At 71.8% G+C, this 15,274-nt stretch carries 14 protein-coding genes; 7 read left to right on the top strand and 7 right to left on the bottom strand.

Features of this window, described 5'->3' with window-relative positions; all coding sequences use genetic code 11:
- Positions 1–3: 3 nt before the first annotated feature.
- The 4 genes from B0675_RS30045 to B0675_RS30060 form a co-directional block, all read right to left on the bottom strand.
- Positions 4–2,388: a phosphoketolase family protein gene (locus B0675_RS30045; protein ID WP_081223965.1), complete on the bottom strand. Its 2,385-nt coding sequence runs from the start codon at positions 2,386–2,388 to the stop codon at positions 4–6.
- A 14-nt stretch (positions 2,389–2,402) separates the two neighbouring features.
- On the bottom strand, positions 2,403–2,963 hold the full coding sequence (locus B0675_RS30050) for a hypothetical protein (protein ID WP_081222751.1): 561 nt from the start codon (positions 2,961–2,963) through the stop codon (positions 2,403–2,405).
- Positions 2,964–3,094: 131 nt separating this feature from the next.
- Positions 3,095–4,417, bottom strand: a complete 1,323-nt coding sequence (locus tag B0675_RS30055) for an aldehyde dehydrogenase family protein (protein WP_081222752.1) — start codon at positions 4,415–4,417, stop codon at positions 3,095–3,097.
- Positions 4,418–4,570: 153 nt separating this feature from the next.
- Complete coding sequence (locus B0675_RS30060; protein ID WP_081222753.1) at positions 4,571–5,017, bottom strand: MarR family transcriptional regulator; 447 nt, start codon at positions 5,015–5,017, stop codon at positions 4,571–4,573.
- Between the two features lie 78 nt (positions 5,018–5,095).
- On the opposite strand from B0675_RS30060, the gene B0675_RS30065 reads away from it, so the two are divergent.
- The 6 genes from B0675_RS30065 to urtE all read left to right on the top strand — a co-directional run bounded on the left by B0675_RS30065 (position 5,096) and on the right by urtE (position 11,295).
- Positions 5,096–6,208, top strand: coding sequence for a substrate-binding domain-containing protein (locus B0675_RS30065; protein ID WP_081222754.1), 1,113 nt, complete (start codon positions 5,096–5,098; stop codon positions 6,206–6,208).
- Between the two features lie 281 nt (positions 6,209–6,489).
- On the top strand, positions 6,490–7,713 hold the full coding sequence (urtA, locus tag B0675_RS30070; RefSeq protein ID WP_081222755.1) for an urea ABC transporter substrate-binding protein: 1,224 nt from the start codon (positions 6,490–6,492) through the stop codon (positions 7,711–7,713).
- 63 nt (positions 7,714–7,776) lie between these two features.
- Complete coding sequence (urtB, locus tag B0675_RS30075) at positions 7,777–8,673, top strand: urea ABC transporter permease subunit UrtB (RefSeq protein ID WP_081222756.1); 897 nt, start codon at positions 7,777–7,779, stop codon at positions 8,671–8,673.
- Positions 8,670–9,785 (top strand): urea ABC transporter permease subunit UrtC, encoded by a 1,116-nt coding sequence (gene urtC, locus B0675_RS30080; RefSeq protein WP_081222757.1) that lies wholly within the window; start codon positions 8,670–8,672, stop codon positions 9,783–9,785. Before urtB ends, urtC begins: the two co-directional genes overlap by 4 nt.
- Entirely contained in the window at positions 9,782–10,603 is an 822-nt protein-coding gene (gene urtD, locus B0675_RS30085) for an urea ABC transporter ATP-binding protein UrtD (RefSeq protein WP_081222758.1), read from the top strand. The genes urtC and urtD overlap by 4 nt, the downstream gene beginning before the upstream one ends.
- On the top strand, positions 10,603–11,295 hold the full coding sequence (gene urtE / locus B0675_RS30090; RefSeq protein ID WP_081222759.1) for an urea ABC transporter ATP-binding subunit UrtE: 693 nt from the start codon (positions 10,603–10,605) through the stop codon (positions 11,293–11,295). Before urtD ends, urtE begins: the two co-directional genes overlap by 1 nt.
- Before the next feature lie 65 nt (positions 11,296–11,360).
- Here the strand turns inward: urtE and B0675_RS30095 are convergent, their stop codons facing one another.
- Together B0675_RS30095 and B0675_RS30100 are read right to left on the bottom strand one after the other, a co-directional pair.
- A complete protein-coding gene (locus tag B0675_RS30095; RefSeq protein ID WP_081222760.1) occupies positions 11,361–12,560 on the bottom strand; it encodes an RNA polymerase sigma factor in 1,200 nt (399 codons plus the stop codon).
- A complete protein-coding gene (locus B0675_RS30100) occupies positions 12,557–12,913 on the bottom strand; it encodes a YciI family protein (protein ID WP_081222761.1) in 357 nt (118 codons plus the stop codon). Before B0675_RS30100 ends, B0675_RS30095 begins: the two co-directional genes overlap by 4 nt.
- A 103-nt stretch (positions 12,914–13,016) precedes the next feature.
- On the opposite strand from B0675_RS30100, the gene B0675_RS30105 reads away from it, so the two are divergent.
- Entirely contained in the window at positions 13,017–14,072 is a 1,056-nt protein-coding gene (locus B0675_RS30105; protein WP_081222762.1) for an acyl-CoA dehydrogenase family protein, read from the top strand.
- Between the two features lie 48 nt (positions 14,073–14,120).
- Here the strand turns inward: B0675_RS30105 and B0675_RS30110 are convergent, their stop codons facing one another.
- Positions 14,121–15,263: an LLM class flavin-dependent oxidoreductase gene (locus tag B0675_RS30110; protein ID WP_081222763.1), complete on the bottom strand. Its 1,143-nt coding sequence runs from the start codon at positions 15,261–15,263 to the stop codon at positions 14,121–14,123.
- Positions 15,264–15,274 lie beyond the last annotated feature (11 nt).

Here is a 15,274-nt window from a genome sequence, read left to right on the forward strand (position 1 = left end):
CGCTCAGCCGCTCCAGGTCCAGTCCGCGACCTCGGGCAGGTCGGTGCCGTGCTCACGGATCCAGACGTGGTGGCGGGAGCGGGCGTCCTCCATCCGCTGGCGCACGGTGGCGGCGCGGACCCCGAGACCGGGCACGCGGTCGATGACGTCCATGACGAGCCGGTAGCGGTCCAGGTCGTTGCGCACGACCATGTCGAACGGCGTCGTCGTGGTCCCCATCTCCTTGTAACCGCGCACATGGAGGTTCGCGTGGCCGCTGCGCCGGTAGGCGAGACGGTGGATGAGCCAGGGATAGCCGTGGTAGGCGAAGATCACCGGCTTGTCCGCGGTGAACAGCCCGTCGTACTCGAAGTCGCTCATGCCGTGCGGGTGTTCCTCACGCGGCAGCAACCGGGTCATGTCCACGACATTGACGACCCGGAAGGAGACCTCAGGCAGATGGCGCCGGAGCAGGTCCGCGGCTGCCAGGATCTCCTGGGTGGGGACGTCTCCCGCGCAGGCGAGAACGACCTCCGGTTCGCGCTCGACACCGGGCGAGCCCGCCCACTCCCAGATACCGGCGCCGCGTGCGCAGTGGTCGCGGGCCTGGTCCATGGACAGCCAGTCGAAGCAGGGCTGTTTGCCGGCGACGACGACGTTCACGTAGTCGCGGCTGCGCAGCACATGGTCCGCGACGGACAGCAGGGTGTTGGCGTCCGGCGGCAGGTAGACGCGCACCACCTCGGGGCTCTTGTTCAGGACGTGGTCGACGAACCCGGGGTCCTGGTGCGAGAAGCCGTTGTGATCCTGTCGCCAGACGTGCGACGTCAGCAGATAGTTGAGGGACGCGATGGGACGACGCCAGGCCAACTCACGTGACGTCTTCAGCCACTTGATGTGCTGGTTGACCATCGAGTCGACGATGTGCACGAACGCCTCGTAGCAGGAGAACAACCCGTGCCGGCCGGTGAGGAGGTACCCCTCCAGCCAGCCCTGGCAGGTGTGCTCCGAGAGGATCTCCATGACCCGGCCGTGCCGGTCGAGGTGCTCGTCCACCGGGAGGGTCTCGGCCTGCCAGGCCTTGCCGCTGGCCGCGTAGACGGCGTCCAGACGGTTGGAGGCGGTCTCGTCGGGACCCACCAGGCGGAAGTCGCGGCGGTCCGTGGTCTCCCGCATGACGTGTTCGAGGAGGTCGCCCAGGATCCGGGTCGGCTCGTGCTGCGTGACGCCCGGTTTGTCGACCGGAACCGCGAAGCGCTCCAGGGGCGGCAGCGGCAGATCGCGGACGAGGAGGCCGCCGTTGGCGTGCGGGGTGGCGCCGAGCCGTCGGTCGCCCTCGGGCACGCAGGCCAGCACGTCGGCGACCGGACGCCCCTCGGCGTCGAACAGTTCCTCGGGCCGGTACGAACGCAGCCACTCCTCCAACTGCCGCAGATGTTCCGGGTTCTCACGCACCGCGGCGAGGGGGACCTGGTGGGCGCGCCACGTGCCCTCGACGGGTTCGCCGTCGACCACGGCGGGGCCGGTCCAGCCCTTCGGGGTGCGGAGCACGATCATGGGCCAGCGGGCCCGCTCGGTCACGCCCTCCTCGCGGGCCGTGCGCTGGAGGACGGCGATCCGGTCGAGGGCCCGGTCGAACGCCGCGGCCATGGCCCGGTGCACCGCGGCGGGGTCGTCGCCCGTGACGTGGATCGGGTCGTGGCCGTAGCCCCGCAGCAGCTCGTCCAGTTCGGCCTCCGGAAGGCGGGCGAGTACGGTCGGGTTGGCGATCTTGTAGCCGTTGAGGTGCAGGATCGGCAGCACCGCACCGTCGTGGACCGGGTCGAGGAACTTGTTGGAATGCCAGGACGCCGCCAGCGGCCCGGTCTCCGCCTCGCCGTCACCGATGACACACGTGACCAGCAGATCCGGGTTGTCGAACGCGGCCCCGTAGGCGTGGGCCAAGGAGTAGCCCAGCTCACCGCCCTCGTGGATCGAGCCCGGCGTCTCCGGCGCGACATGGCTCGGCACGCCGCCGGGAAATGAGAACTGCCGGAAGAGCTTCCCCATGCCCTCGGCGTCGCGGGACACGGAGGGGTACGTCCGACTGTAGGTGCCCTCCAGCCAGGAGTTCGCCAGCACCGCCGGCCCCCCGTGACCCGGCCCCCACACGCACAGCGCGTCGATCCCGCGCGCCTTGACGACCCGGTTGAGGTGGGTGTACACGAGATTGAGGCCGGGGGACGTACCCCAGTGTCCGAGGAGGCGCGGCTTGATGTGGTCGGGAGCCAGGGGCTCGGTGAGGAGCGGGTTCGCGAGCAGGTAGATCTGGCCCACGGCAAGGTAGTTGGCGGCCCGCCAGTGGGCGTCCAGCGCGCGGAGTTCCTCATCGGTCAGTACGGTGCTGTCCTGGTGTTCGGCCTCGGGCATCGTGACTCCGTACGTCATCGGGCGGGGGCGGCGAGCAGGTCATCGTGCGTGCACGTCGGCGGGCGGGGCGGCACGGGCGTACGCGGGCGGGTGGAGCGGGCGGTGCCGGCACCGGTCGGTCGGGGTGAGCGGGAGTCGTCGGTCGACTCGCCGGACCGGTCGGGGGACGGGACGTGGGGAACCCCGGGGTGCGGCCCGTCGGCGGTTCGCACGGTGACCACTTCGGCCAGGTCCTGCCGGGTTCCCACGGAGGAACCGTTCACACGGGTGCGGTTCGGGACCGCGTCGACGATCGGGGCCGGGACCGTGCCGTGCGCCGCCCCTGCGACGGACTCGACCCTACCGCCCTGCCGCGACCCGGGGCAGACCGCCCGCGGTCCGAAGGCGTACGCCCGGACGCGGACCTGACGCGGGCCCGGCTCGGCGGTGGCGCCGATGTCCATTCCGGAGTCGGAGCCGAGGTCGGGGCCGGAGCCGAGTTCGGGGTCGGGGCGGGAACGGGAGCCGGGGTCGATCGTGAGGCGGTCCACGACGACCGGCGGTCCACCGGACACCCGGACGACTGCTGCCTTCATCGAAGCCTCTCCTCGCGCGCGCCGGTCCCCTCAACACGGTGCCCGCAACGGCGGCGATCCGCAGCGCGATACCGCCGAACAGGGCCCGCCCGATCCCGGGCGGGCCCTGTGGTGGAGCGAGCGGTGCCCGCTCAGACCAGCGGCTTCTCCAGTACGGCCTTGCGGTGGCTGAACGTGTCGATCGAGTACCGGCCGTGGTAGCTGCCCATGCCGCTCTCGCCGACGCCCCCGAACGGGAGGTCGGAGACGGTCAGGTGGGCGAGCGGCAGTCCGAAGCCGAGGCCGCCGGAGGAGGTCTCGGCGGCGATCCGCTCCCGCGTGGTGTCCGACTCGGTGAACACGTACAGGGCGAGCGGCTTGTCGCGGTCGTTGATGAAGCCGATGGCCTCGTCGAGGTCCGCCACGGTCACGACGGGCAGGATGGGGCCGAAGATCTCCTCCCCCATGACGGGGGACTTCGGGTCGACGTCGGCGAGGACGGTCGGCGCGATGTACTTCGCGGCGCGGTCGCTGTCGCCGCCGGTGACGGTGCGGCCGGAGCCCAGCAGTCCGGTGAGCCGGTCGAAGTGCCGCTCGTTGACGATCCGCCCGAACGCGGCGGACTCCTTCGGCTCCGCGCCGAAGAGCGTCGTCACGGCCTCGGCGAGCCTCGGCTCCAGTGCGCGGGCGGTCTCCGGGTCGGTGAGGACGTAGTCGGGCGCCACGCAGGTCTGCCCGGCGTTGAGGAACTTGCCGCGCACGAGCCGGTCGGCGACGACGGCCAGGTCGGTGTCGCGGTCGACGAACGCCGGTGACTTGCCGCCGAGTTCGAGGGCGACCGGGGTGAGGTGCTCGGCCGCGGCGCGCATGACGATACGTCCGACCGTGCCGTTGCCGGTGTAGAAGATCTGGTCGAAACGCTCGGCCAGCAGGGCCGTCGTCTCGGGGACGCCGCCCTCGACGACGGCCACCGCGTCCGTGTCGAGGTACTGCGGGAGGAGCCGGGCGAGGGCCGTGGAGGTGGCCGGCGCGAGTTCGCTGGGCTTGGCGACCACCGCGTTGCCCGCGGCCAGCGCGCCGAGCATCGGGGTGAGCAGGAGCTGGACCGGATAGTTCCAGGGGGCGATCACGAGGACGACTCCCAGCGGGTCGTACCGCGTCCAGGCCGTGGCGTCCGCGCCGAGGTGCGCGGGGACGGGCGCCGGTTCGGGCAGCAGCCAGCCGTCGAGGTGCTCCAGGGTGTGGTCGATCTCGCGCACGGTGAAGTCGATCTCGGTGCGGAAGGCCTCCGCGGAGCTCTTGCCGAGGTCCTCGTGGAGCGCGGCGGCCAGCTCCTCGCCGTGCGCGGTGAGCAGCTCGCGCAGCCGGCCCAGCTGCTCCGTGCGCCAGGCGATCGGCTGGGTGCGGCCGGAGCGGAAGGTGGCGCGCAGCCGGGCGACGGTGGCGGCGGGCTCTTCGGTGGTCGAGTGGTTCACGGTGCCTCGCTGGTCGGGGCGCGGGCCGGGGGCCGGACGCGCGGGTGCTCCGCGGCCGGCGGGGAACACCGACCACAGCTGGATGTATATGCCAACCTTTCACGGGGCGTGCGCATTCCGGGCTCGCACCACTACTTTCCGCGACGGTCCGCTTCAGAGCGTGCTGCGGGCGCCCGTCGCGTCGAGCGTCCGCGCCAGCCGCTCCAGCAGGGAGCGCAGCAGCGCGTCGTCCCCGTCGTCCAGCACCGGCCACCGCGCCCGGACCTCGCGGTCGACGCGCCGCCAGTACGTCACGCCCCGCGGGGTGAGGTGGGCGAGCACGCGGCGCCGGTCGTGCGGATCGATCCGCCGGTAGACGAGGTTCTGGTCGACGAGCTGGTCGATCAGCTTGGTGAGGGTGGCCGGGGGCAGGAAGACGGCCTCGGCGACGGCGGTCATGGGGTGGCCCGCGCCGTCGGAGAGCAGGACGAGCACCCGCCAGGCGTCGAGGGAGCAGCCGTCCTCGTCCAGGACGGCCCGCAGGCGCCGCGCGGCGAGGCGCTCGGCGCGCGTCAGCAGGTGCATCAGGTCCTGGGGCTGACGCGGCGATGGGGTCGGCATCCTGCTCCTCGCTCCCGTGGGGTGTACATGCTACGAGACGGATTGGAGTTCACCGGGAGGAGCCGGAATCATGACGCCATGTTCCGGCCCACCTCACCCGTGCCCGAGTGGTTCACGGCAGACGACTCCGTGTTCGGGGTGGCTCTCGTCCTCCCGTTGCAGGGACCCGCGGGCATGTTCGGGCCCACCTGCGAGTCGTGCGCGCAACTGGCGGCGGAGGAGGTCAACAGAGCGGGCGGGGTGCTCGGCAGGGAACTGCGGCTGCTGCCGGTGGACGGCGGCGGCCCACCGCGTGAAGTTGCCGACCACGTGCAGGCGTTGGTGGATGTGGGAGCGGTCCAGGGGGTGACCGGCTGGCACATCTCGTCGGTGCGCCAGGCACTCGCGCCCAGGATCGCGCATCGCGTCCCCTACGTGTACACCGCGCTGTACGAGGGCGGCGAGCGAACGGCCGGCGTCTTCCTCACCAGTGAGACACCGCGTGACCAACTCCGCCCGGCCATGCGCCTGCTGGCGCGCGAACGGGGACTGCGCCGCTGGTTCGTGGTGGGCAACGACTATGTGTGGCCGCGCCGCACGGCCCGGGCCGCCCACGGGTACGCCCGCGAGTCCGGCGGCAGCGTGCGAGGAGAGGTGTATCTGCCGCTGGGCACACACGACTTCGGGGCGGTCCTGCGCCGCATCGAGCACACGGAGGCGGACGGTGTCGTCGTGCTGCTGGTCGGGAGTGACGCGGTGCGCTTCAACCGGGCGTTCGCCGCCGCGGGACTCGACGCGCGCTGCGTCAGGCTGAGCACCCTGATGGACGAGAACATGCTGATGGCCAGCGGACCTTCGGCGACCTCCGACCTCTACAGCACGGCCGGGTTCTTCGCCTCGCTGGCCAACCGGGACACCCTCGACTTCCACGGGCAGTACGCCGACCGGTTCGGGAGCGAGGCACCGGCCCTCGGCAGCCTCGGCGAATCCTGTTACGAGGGCGTGCTGTTGCTGGCCGCGCTGATCGGCCGGGCGCGCTCCCTCGACGTGTCCGCGATCGGCGCCGCGGCGGAGAACGTGTCGTACGAGGGACCGCGCGGACTGCTGCACCTGAGGGGCGGTCACGTACGCCAACGGATCTATCTGGCGCGGGCGGAGGGGCTGGACTTCGACGTGGTCGCCGAGCTCGACGTCCACGGGCCCCGCTCTTGACAGCCCGTCATCTCCGCCAAGATACTTCCCGCAGGAACTAATCAGAATGCCTCGGGCGCATCATGAATTCGGCTGCCGAATTCCGCCCGGGGCATTTTCTGTTGCCCCGGGCGTTCCTCGCCGGCCCCCGTCTGAGAGCGGGAAGATACGGCCGGGAAAGTACGGTGAAACACCTTGGAAACAGGGTGACTTGAGGCTGTGGACCGCACTTCAGGAGGTTGTCTCCTCCACAGCCCGAGGGGGTTCTATTGTCCAGCGGTACCCGTATTCTGCGACGTCGGATGGCAGCCGGCGCCGCCGCGCTCGCGGCCGTCGTCGCGCTCTCCGCCTGCGGCGCCAAGACCGACGCGGGCGGCACGTCCGACAAGGCCGCGCAGGCGGACGTCGGTGGCGACACCGTCAAGGTGGGCCTGCTCAACTCGCTGTCGGGCACGATGGCGATCAGTGAGGTGACCGTCCGCGACTCGCTGAAGCTGGCCATCGACGAGATCAACGCCTCGGGCGGGGTGCTCGGCAAGAAGATCAGGCCGATCAGCGAGGACGGCGCCTCGGACTGGCCGACCTTCGCCGAGAAGGCCAGCAAGCTGATCAGGGAGGACCGGGTCGCGGCCACCTTCGGCTGCTGGACCTCCGCGAGCCGCAAGGCGGTCAAGCCCGTCTTCGAGAAGAACAAGTCGCTGCTCTTCTACCCCGTGCAGTACGAGGGGCTCGAACAGTCGCCGTACATCTTCTACACGGGCGCCACCACCAACCAGCAGATCGTGCCGGCCCTCGACTACCTCAAGTCCCGGGGCAAGAAGCGGATCTACCTGGTGGGCAGCGACTACGTCTTCCCGCGTACCGCCAACAAGGAGATCAAGGCGTACGCGAAGGCCAACGGCATGAAGGTTCTCGGTGAGGACTACGCGCCGCTCGGCTCCACCGAGTTCAGCACGATCGCCAACAAGGTGAAGGCGTCGAAGGCGGACGCGGTCTTCAACACCCTGAACGGCGACTCGAACGTGGCCTTCTTCAAGGAGTACAAGTCCGCCGGTCTGACGGCCACGGGCATGCCGGTCGTCTCGGTGTCGATCGCCGAGGAGGAGGTCAAGTCGATCGGCGCGCAGTATCTGGCGGGCCAGCTGACGGCCTGGAACTACTACCAGACGACCGCGGGGGCGGCGAACACCAAGTTCGTCAAGGCGTACAAGGCCAGGTACGGCAAGGACAAGCCGACCAGCGACCCGATGGAGGCCGCGTACACCTCGGTCTACCTGTGGAAGGCGATGGTCGAGAAGGCGCAGTCCTTCGACCCCGAGAAGGTGAAGGCCGCCTCCGACGGCATCACCTTCGACGCGCCCGAGGGCAAGGTCACCGTAGACGGCGCCACCCAGCACATCTACAAGACGGCCCGCATCGGCAGGATCGGCTCCGACGGGCTGATCGAGCAGGTCTGGGACTCCGGCAAGCCGATCAAGCCGGACCCCTACCTGAAGGGGTACGACTGGGCCTCCGGCCTCTCCTGACCACCCGTCGCGCGGGGGCCTCGGCGCCGAGGCCCCCGCGTCCCGACTCCCCGGAGCCGCCGTATGACCGTGATCCTCGGGCAGTTGTTCACCGGCGTCAGCATCGGTGCCGTCCTGCTCCTCATCGCGCTCGGCCTCTCACTCACCTTCGGCCAGATGAATGTCATCAACATGGCCCACGGCGAGTTCATCATGGCCGGCGCCTACACCACGTATGTCCTGCAGAAGTCCATTTCGAGCGCGGGAATGTCGCTCCTCGTCGCGCTGCCCGTCGCGTTTGTCGTGTCGGGCGCACTCGGCGCGCTGCTGGAATGGCTGTTGATCCGCCGCCTCTATCTGCGCCCCCTCGACACGCTTCTCGTCACCTGGGGTGTCTCCCTGATGCTCCAGCAACTCGCCCGTGACATTTTCGGGGCGCCCAATGTGCAGACCCGGGCGCCCGACGTGCTCACCGGGAACATCACGGTCGTCGGCGGCGACGACCCGCTCACCTTCGCCAACAGCCGGCTGTTCATCCTCGCACTGGCGGTGGCGGCCGTCGTCGCGCTGTCCCTGACACTGCGGCTGACCCCGCTCGGGCGGCGGATCCGCGCGGTGGTGCAGAACAGGGACCTGGCGGAGGTGTCCGGCATCTCCACGGCGCGGGTGGACCGCACCGCCTTCTTCATCGGCTCGGGCCTCGCCGGGGTCGCCGGGGTCGCGCTGACCCTGGTCGGTCCGATCGGGCCGACGATGGGCACCAACGTCATCATCGACGCCTTCCTGGTGATCGTGGTCGGCGGCATCGGGCAGCTGCGGGGCAGCGTGATCGTCGCCTTCGTGCTGGGCGCGCTGCAGTCGGTCCTGGAGTACTCGACGACCGTGAGCGTCGCGAAGGTGCTGGTCCTCGTGGCCATCGTCGCGTTCCTCCAGTGGCGGCCGCAGGGCCTGTACACGCTGCGCACGAGGAGTCTCGTATGACCACCACCACTCCCCTCCCCCCGAAGACGGAACGGCCGCCGGCCGTCCGGCGCCGTTTCGCCGCCGCCCGTCCGGCGGCCGGGTTCGCCGTGGCGGCCCTGGTGCTCTTCGCCGGCGCCCCGCTCGCGCTGTCCGACTTCCGGCTCGGGCTGCTCGCCAAGTACCTGTGCACCGCGATGGTCGCGGTCGGCATCTGTCTGGCCTGGGGGCGCGGCGGTCTGCTGACGCTCGGCCAGGGGGTCTTCTTCGGGCTGGGCGGCTACGCCATGGCCATGCATCTGAAGATCGCGGACGCCGGCCCCGGCAACCTCCCCGACTTCATGCAGCTGTACGGCAGCGCCACCGAACTCCCCTGGTGGTGGCGGCCGTTCGCCAACCCGGTGTTCGCCGTCGCGGCGACGGTCCTGCTGCCCATGACGGTCGCCGCGATCCTCGGCTCGTTCATCTTCCGGCGCCGCGTCAAGGGGGCCTATTTCGCGATCCTCAGCCAGGCGCTCGCCGCGGCGTTCGCGATCTGGCTGGTGGGCCAGCAGGCCACGACCGGGGGCACCAACGGACTGACCGACATCCAGGGCTTCTTCGGCTACGACCTCGACGACCCGGTCAACCAGCGGATGGTGTACTTCGTCATCGCCGCCGTGCTGCTCCTGCTGATCGCCCTGGCCCGCCAGCTGTTGCACAGCCGCTACGGCGAACTCCTGGTCGCCGTCCGGGACTCGGAGGAGCGGGTGCGCTTCCTCGGCTACGACCCGGCCAACGTCAAACTCGTGGCGTACGTCGTCGCCGCGGGCATGGCCGGTCTCGCGGGCGCGCTGTTCGTCCCCGCCGTCGGCATCATCTCCCCCGCGCTCGTCGGCATCGTGCCGTCGATCGACCTGGTCATCGGCGCGGCGGTCGGCGGACGGGCCAGCCTCACGGGCGCGGTCCTCGGCGCGATCGGTGTCGCCTGGGCGAAGACGGCCCTGTCGGAGGAGTTCCCCGCGGCCTGGACCTACTTCCAGGGACTGCTGTTCATCGTCGCCCTGGCGTTCCTGCCGGGCGGCCTCGCCTCGCTGGCCGCGGTCGTCAAGCGGCGTCGCGCGGGCCGACGACTCGCTGGAGACACGGCATGACCGACATCAGGGGCAACGGGCCGGCGGGGCTGGAGATCCGGCAACTGCGCGTGAGCTTCGACGGGTTCACCGCCGTCGACGGAGTGGATCTGGACGTCCGGCCGGGCGATCTGCGCTTCCTGATCGGGCCGAACGGCGCCGGCAAGACGACTCTGGTCGACGCGGTCACGGGACTGGTGCGCGCCTCGGGCTCGGTGCGCTTCGGGGACGCCGACATCCTCGGGCGCAGCGTGCACCGGATCGCCCGCTCGGGCATCGGCCGCACCTTCCAGACGGCCACCGTGTTCGAGGAACTGACCGTGCTGCAGAACCTGGACATCGCGGCGGGCGCGGGCCGCAGCGCCCTGACCATGCTGCGTCGCCGCAGGGGGGTGCCGGAGCCGGTGGCCCGCGCGCTGGAGACGGTGGGGCTGACCGGTCTCGCCGACAGCACGGCGGGGACGCTCGCGCACGGTCAGAAGCAGTGGCTGGAGATCGGCATGCTGCTGGTGCAGGACGTCCGGCTGTTGCTGCTGGACGAACCCGTCGCGGGCATGAGCCATGACGAACGGCAGGCCACCGGCGAGCTGTTGCGGCGCATCAGCGAGGAACGCACCGTCGTCGTCATCGAGCACGACATGGACTTCATGCGCTCCTTCGCGCGCAGCGTCAGCGTGCTGCACGCGGGCCGGGTGCTGAGCGAGGGCACCGTGGCCCAGGTCCAGGCGGACCCGAGGGTGCAGGAGGTCTACCTAGGACACCCGGCCGCCGGGCCCGCCCCCGCGGCGGAGGCTCCCGCCGCGACCGTGTCCGCACCGAGCGCCGCACAGGAGGCGTGATGCTGGAGATCGACACCGTCCACGTCGGGTACCACCGCAGTCTCGTGCTGCACGGCGTCTCCGTCGAGGTGCCGCGCAACGGGGTGGCCGCCGTGCTCGGCCACAACGGGGCCGGCAAGAGCACACTGCTGCGGGCCGCCGTCGGACTGCTGGGCCCGCAGAGCGGCACGGTCCGCCTCGACGGCGAGGACATCACCCGCCGCACGCCGCACGAGCGGGTGGCGCGCGGGATGGCGTACGTCCCGCAGGGCCAGCAGGTCTTCCCGCACCTCACCACGGCGGAGAACCTCCAGCTCGTCGCGGACGGACGGCGGCGCGGCAGGGAGGCCGTCGCCGAGGCCCTGGACCTTTTCCCCGCGCTGCGCACGCTCTCGGGCCGCCGCGCGGGGCTGCTGTCCGGCGGCCAGCGACAGCAACTGGCCATCGCCCGCGCGCTGGTGACGGAGCCTCGGGTCCTGCTCCTCGACGAGCCGACCGAGGGAATCCAGCCCTCGGTGGTCACCGAGATCGAGCAGACGATCCTCTCCTTGGCGGCGCGGGGCGGTCTGTCGGTGCTGCTGGTCGAGCAGCACGTGGGTTTCGCCATGCGGGCCGCGCAGCGCTACTACGTCCTGGAGGCGGGCCGGGTGACCTCGTCCGGAGAGGGCGGCCGGGACGCGGAGCGGTCGGTGCGGGAGGCGCTCAGCGTGTGAGCGCCGGGGCGGCCCGTGCGGGAGGCGCCCGGTGCGGTGCTGCCGGGCCACGCGTGCTCGCGCGGTCAGCTGTTCGCGAGGGCGGCCCGGACCCGTTCGAGGTGCGCGCGCTCCGGCGCGCTCTCGGTCAGCGCGACGGCGGCGTCGTACGCCTCGACGGCCTCGCCGGTGCGGCCGAGCCGGCGCAGCAGATCCGCCCGTACGGCGTGGAAGGCGGGGTAGCCGGCGAGGTCGAGGTCCTCGACGAGGGCGAGGGCGGTGCCGGGCCCCTCGGTCTCGGCCACGGCGACGGCGCGGTTGAGGGCGACGACGGGGCTGGGGGCGAGGGCCAGGAGCTGGTCGTAGAGGCGGCGGATCTGGTCCCAGTCGGTGGCGGCCGCGGTCGGCGCGTCGCTGTGCACGGCGTTGACGGCGGCCTGGATCTGATAGGGCCCGGGCCGGTTGCGGCGCAGACACCGGCGCACCAGGTCCTGTCCCTCGGCGATCAGGCCGCGGTCCCAGCGGGAGCGGTCCTGGTCGGCGAGGAGGACCAGGTCGCCCTCGACGCTCGTGCGGGCGGGCCGCCGGGCCTCGATGAGCAGCATCAGGGCCAGCAGGCCCAGCGCCTCCGGCTCGTCCGGCATGAGTTCGACGAGGAGGCGTCCGAGCCGCACCGCCTCGGTGCAGAGGTCGGCGCGGCCGCCGTACCCCTCGTTGAAGACGAGGTAGACGACGGCGAGGACCCCCTCCACCCGGTCCGGGAGGTCGGCGTCCCGGGGGATGCGGTAGGGGATGCCCGCGTCGCGGATCTTGGCCTTGGCGCGGACGATCCGCTGGGCCATCGTCGATTCGGGGACCAGGAAGGCGCGCGCGATCTGCGGCGTGGTGAGGCCGCCCAGGAGCCGCAGGGTGAGGGCCACCTGGGCCTGGGGGGCGAGCGCCGGGTGGCAGCAGGTGAAGATCAGACGGAGCGGGTCGTCGCGCACGGGACCCTCCTCCGTGGGTTCGTCCGGGGCGTGCAGCCGGAGGGCCTCGGCGTGCCGGGCCTCTCGTGAGGACTCGCGGCGGAGCCGGTCGACGGCGCGGTTGCGCGCGGTGGTGATGATCCAGCCGGCCGGGCTCGGCGGTGTGCCGGTCTCCGGCCACTTCGCGACCGCCGTGGTGAAGGCGTCCTGGACCGCCTCCTCGGCGAGGTCGATGTCGCCGAGGAGGCGGATGAGGACGGAGACCGCCCGGCCGTACTCGGCGCGGAAGACGGCCTCGATCCCGGCGGCGTCGGTGGTCATCGGTCGTCGGCCTCGTGCATGAACGGGCGCACCTCGATGGGCAGGGTGGTCGCGAGGGTCGCCTTGCGGCCCCAGGTGAGCGCCGCGTCCAGGTCCGGCGCCTTGATCAGGCAGATGCCGCCCAGGTACTCCTTGCTCTCGGTGTACGGCCCGTCGGTGACCAGCACGTCGCCGTCCCGGGCGCGCAGCACGGTCGCGGTCTCCGGGCCGTGCAGTCCTCCGGCGAACACCCAGGCCCCGGCCTCGCGCAGCTCCGTGTGGAACACCTCCAGGTTGTGCATGATCTCCTGCATGATCTCGGGCGCGGGCGGCTCGCCCTGCGGCTGCATCACGCTCAGCAGGTAGTACTTCATGATGTGTCCTCCTCGACGCTCGCTCGGTCGGTGTCTCACTGACTACACGAACGGGAGGGCGCCGGATCGACACACGCCACGACGACAGCGGGAGATTTCTTCGATGACCGCCACACCGCATCCGCTCGTCACCGCCGCCCGCAGACTCGCGGCCGACGTGCTGGTGCCCCGCGCGGAGCGCGTGGACCAGGACGGCGTGCCCGTGAGCAGCATCGAGGCGGTCAAGGCGTCCGGGCTCCTCGGGGTGAGCGCCCCCGTGGCGTACGGCGGGTCGGCGGCGCCTCCCGCCGTGGTGCGGGAGACGGCGGAGATCCTGGCCGGGGCGTGCTGCTCGACGTGGTTCGTGCAGACCCAGCACCACACACCGGTGGCGACGCTGGCGAAGGCCGACCTGGGCCTGCCCGTACGGGAACGGCTGCTCGGTCCGCTCGCGCGCGGCGAGCTGCTGTCCGGGGTGGCGTACGCGCAGCTCCGCGCCCATCCGCGGGTGCCCGTGCGGGTCACCGCGGAGCGGGGTGGCTGGCGCTTCCACGGGACGGTCCCCTGGTACTCGGGCTGGGGGCTCAACGACGTCATGCTGCTCGCCGGGGTGACCGACGCCGATGAAGCCCTGTTCGCGTTCACCGAGGCGCGCGAGCAGCCGGGGCTGCGGCCGTCCGCCCCGATGCGGCTCGCGGCGCTCTCCGCGTCCCGCACCGTCTCCCTGGAGCTGGACGGGCTGTGGCTGCCCGACGAGGCGGTGGCGCTGCGCGTCCCGTTCGCGTCCTGGGCGGCCGGCGACCGGCCGAAGAACACGAACGCCTCGCCAGCCGTGTTCGGGGTGACGTCGGCGGCGATCGGCCTGCTGGAGCGCGACCCCGCGGCCAAGGGGACCGCGGAGGTGCTGCGGGCACGTCTGGAGGAGGTGCGGCGGCGGGCGTACGCGCTCGCCGACCACCCGGTGCCGACGGAACGGATCGACGAGCGGCTGGTGTGCAAGACGCGGGCGTACGACGTGATGCGGGCGGCGACCACGGCGGCGGTCGTGGCCGGCGGCGGGCGGGCGATGGACCTGCGCAGCCCCGCACAGCGGCTGGCGCGCGAGGGGATGTTCCTGCTGGTGCAGGGGCAGACGGCCGAGGTGCGCACGGCACACCTCGGCGCGCTGGGAACGCCCTGATCGCCCGGGCTCCCGGCTCGACCTGTGCTGCCGGTTGTCCGCGTGGGCTCAGCTCGTGAAGGGCACCTGCGCGGACGGGGCCGGGCCGGTCGCGGACGGATGGCGCCAGCGGCCCCGCGCGGCGAGGCGGGGCAGTACGCCCTCGCCGAACCAGTAGGCCTCCTCTAGGTGCGGGTAGCCGGAGAGCACGAACTCGTCGATGCCCAGGGCGTGGTACTCCTCGATGCGGTCGGCGACCTCGTCGTGGCTGCCGACCAGGGCGGTGCCGGCCCCGCCGCGCACCAGGCCGATGCCGGCCCACAGGTTGGGGTGGATCTCCAGGCCGTCGCGGCCGCCGCCGTGCAGCGCGAGCATGCGCCGCTGGCCCTCCGACTCGCTGCGGGCGAGCCCTTCCTGGACGGACTTCACCGTCGCGGGGTCGAAGCCGTCGAGGAGCCGTCCCGCCTCCGCCCAGGCCTGTTCGGAGGTGTCGCGGGTGATCACGTGCAGGCGGATGCCGAAGCGCAGGGTCCGCCCCTCCCGTTCGGCGAGCCCGCGGATCCAGGCGATCTTCTCGGCGACCTGCGCGGGCGGTTCGCCCCAGGTGAGGTAGACGTCCGCGTACCGGGCGGCGACCTCACCGGCGGCGGGTGAGGAACCGCCGAAGTAGACCTCGGGCACGGGGTCGGGGACCCGGGCGAGCCGTGCGTCCTCGACGCGGAGGTGCTCGCCCGCCAGATCGACGGTCTTGCCGTCCCACAGGTCGCGGACGATCGAGAGGAACTCGCCGGTACGGCGGTAGCGGGCGTCCTTGTCGAGGAAGTCGCCGTAGGCACGCTGTTCGTGGCTCTCTCCGCCGGTGACCACGTTCAGCAGCAGACGGCCGCCGGTCTGGCGCTGGTAGGTGGAGGCCATCTGCGCGGCGAGCGTGGGCGACACGAAGCCCGGCCGGAACGCCACGAGGAACTTCAGGCGCTCCGTGTGCCGGCTGACCATCGCGGTGGTGAGCCAGGCGTCCTCGCACCAGGCCCCGGTCGGCGTGAGGGCGCCGGTGAACCCCAGGTCCTCCGCGGCGCGGGCGATCTGGCTGAGATAGGCCACCGTCGGCGGGCGGTCCTGTCCGGAGACGGTGGCGGGCGTGCCGTGGCCGCCGCCGACGACATGGCGGCTGTCGCCGTTGGTGGGCAGGAACCAGTGGAAGGTGAGGGACACGGCGGGTGTTC

Source organism: Streptomyces sp. M41(2017) (genome assembly GCF_002078175.1).
Taxonomy (GTDB): Bacteria; Actinomycetota; Actinomycetes; order Streptomycetales; family Streptomycetaceae; genus Streptomyces.

Excerpts from the sequence above, each read along its gene's own strand:
- urtB (WP_081222756.1), top strand. The coding sequence starts at position 7,777 with ATGACCGTGATCCTCGGGCAGTTGTTCACCGGCGTCAGCATCGGTGCC.
- B0675_RS30050 (WP_081222751.1), bottom strand. The coding sequence starts at position 2,963 with ATGAAGGCAGCAGTCGTCCGGGTGTCCGGTGGACCGCCGGTCGTCGTG.
- urtA (WP_081222755.1), top strand. The coding sequence starts at position 6,490 with ATGGCAGCCGGCGCCGCCGCGCTCGCGGCCGTCGTCGCGCTCTCCGCC.
- urtE (WP_081222759.1), top strand. The coding sequence starts at position 10,603 with ATGCTGGAGATCGACACCGTCCACGTCGGGTACCACCGCAGTCTCGTG.
- urtD (WP_081222758.1), top strand. The coding sequence starts at position 9,782 with ATGACCGACATCAGGGGCAACGGGCCGGCGGGGCTGGAGATCCGGCAA.
- B0675_RS30065 (WP_081222754.1), top strand. The coding sequence starts at position 5,096 with ATGTTCCGGCCCACCTCACCCGTGCCCGAGTGGTTCACGGCAGACGAC.
- B0675_RS30100 (WP_081222761.1), bottom strand. The coding sequence starts at position 12,913 with ATGAAGTACTACCTGCTGAGCGTGATGCAGCCGCAGGGCGAGCCGCCC.
- B0675_RS30060 (WP_081222753.1), bottom strand. The coding sequence starts at position 5,017 with ATGCCGACCCCATCGCCGCGTCAGCCCCAGGACCTGATGCACCTGCTG.
- B0675_RS30105 (WP_081222762.1), top strand. The coding sequence starts at position 13,017 with ATGACCGCCACACCGCATCCGCTCGTCACCGCCGCCCGCAGACTCGCG.
- B0675_RS30045 (WP_081223965.1), bottom strand. The coding sequence starts at position 2,388 with ATGCCCGAGGCCGAACACCAGGACAGCACCGTACTGACCGATGAGGAA.
- urtC (WP_081222757.1), top strand. The coding sequence starts at position 8,670 with ATGACCACCACCACTCCCCTCCCCCCGAAGACGGAACGGCCGCCGGCC.
- B0675_RS30095 (WP_081222760.1), bottom strand. The coding sequence starts at position 12,560 with ATGACCACCGACGCCGCCGGGATCGAGGCCGTCTTCCGCGCCGAGTAC.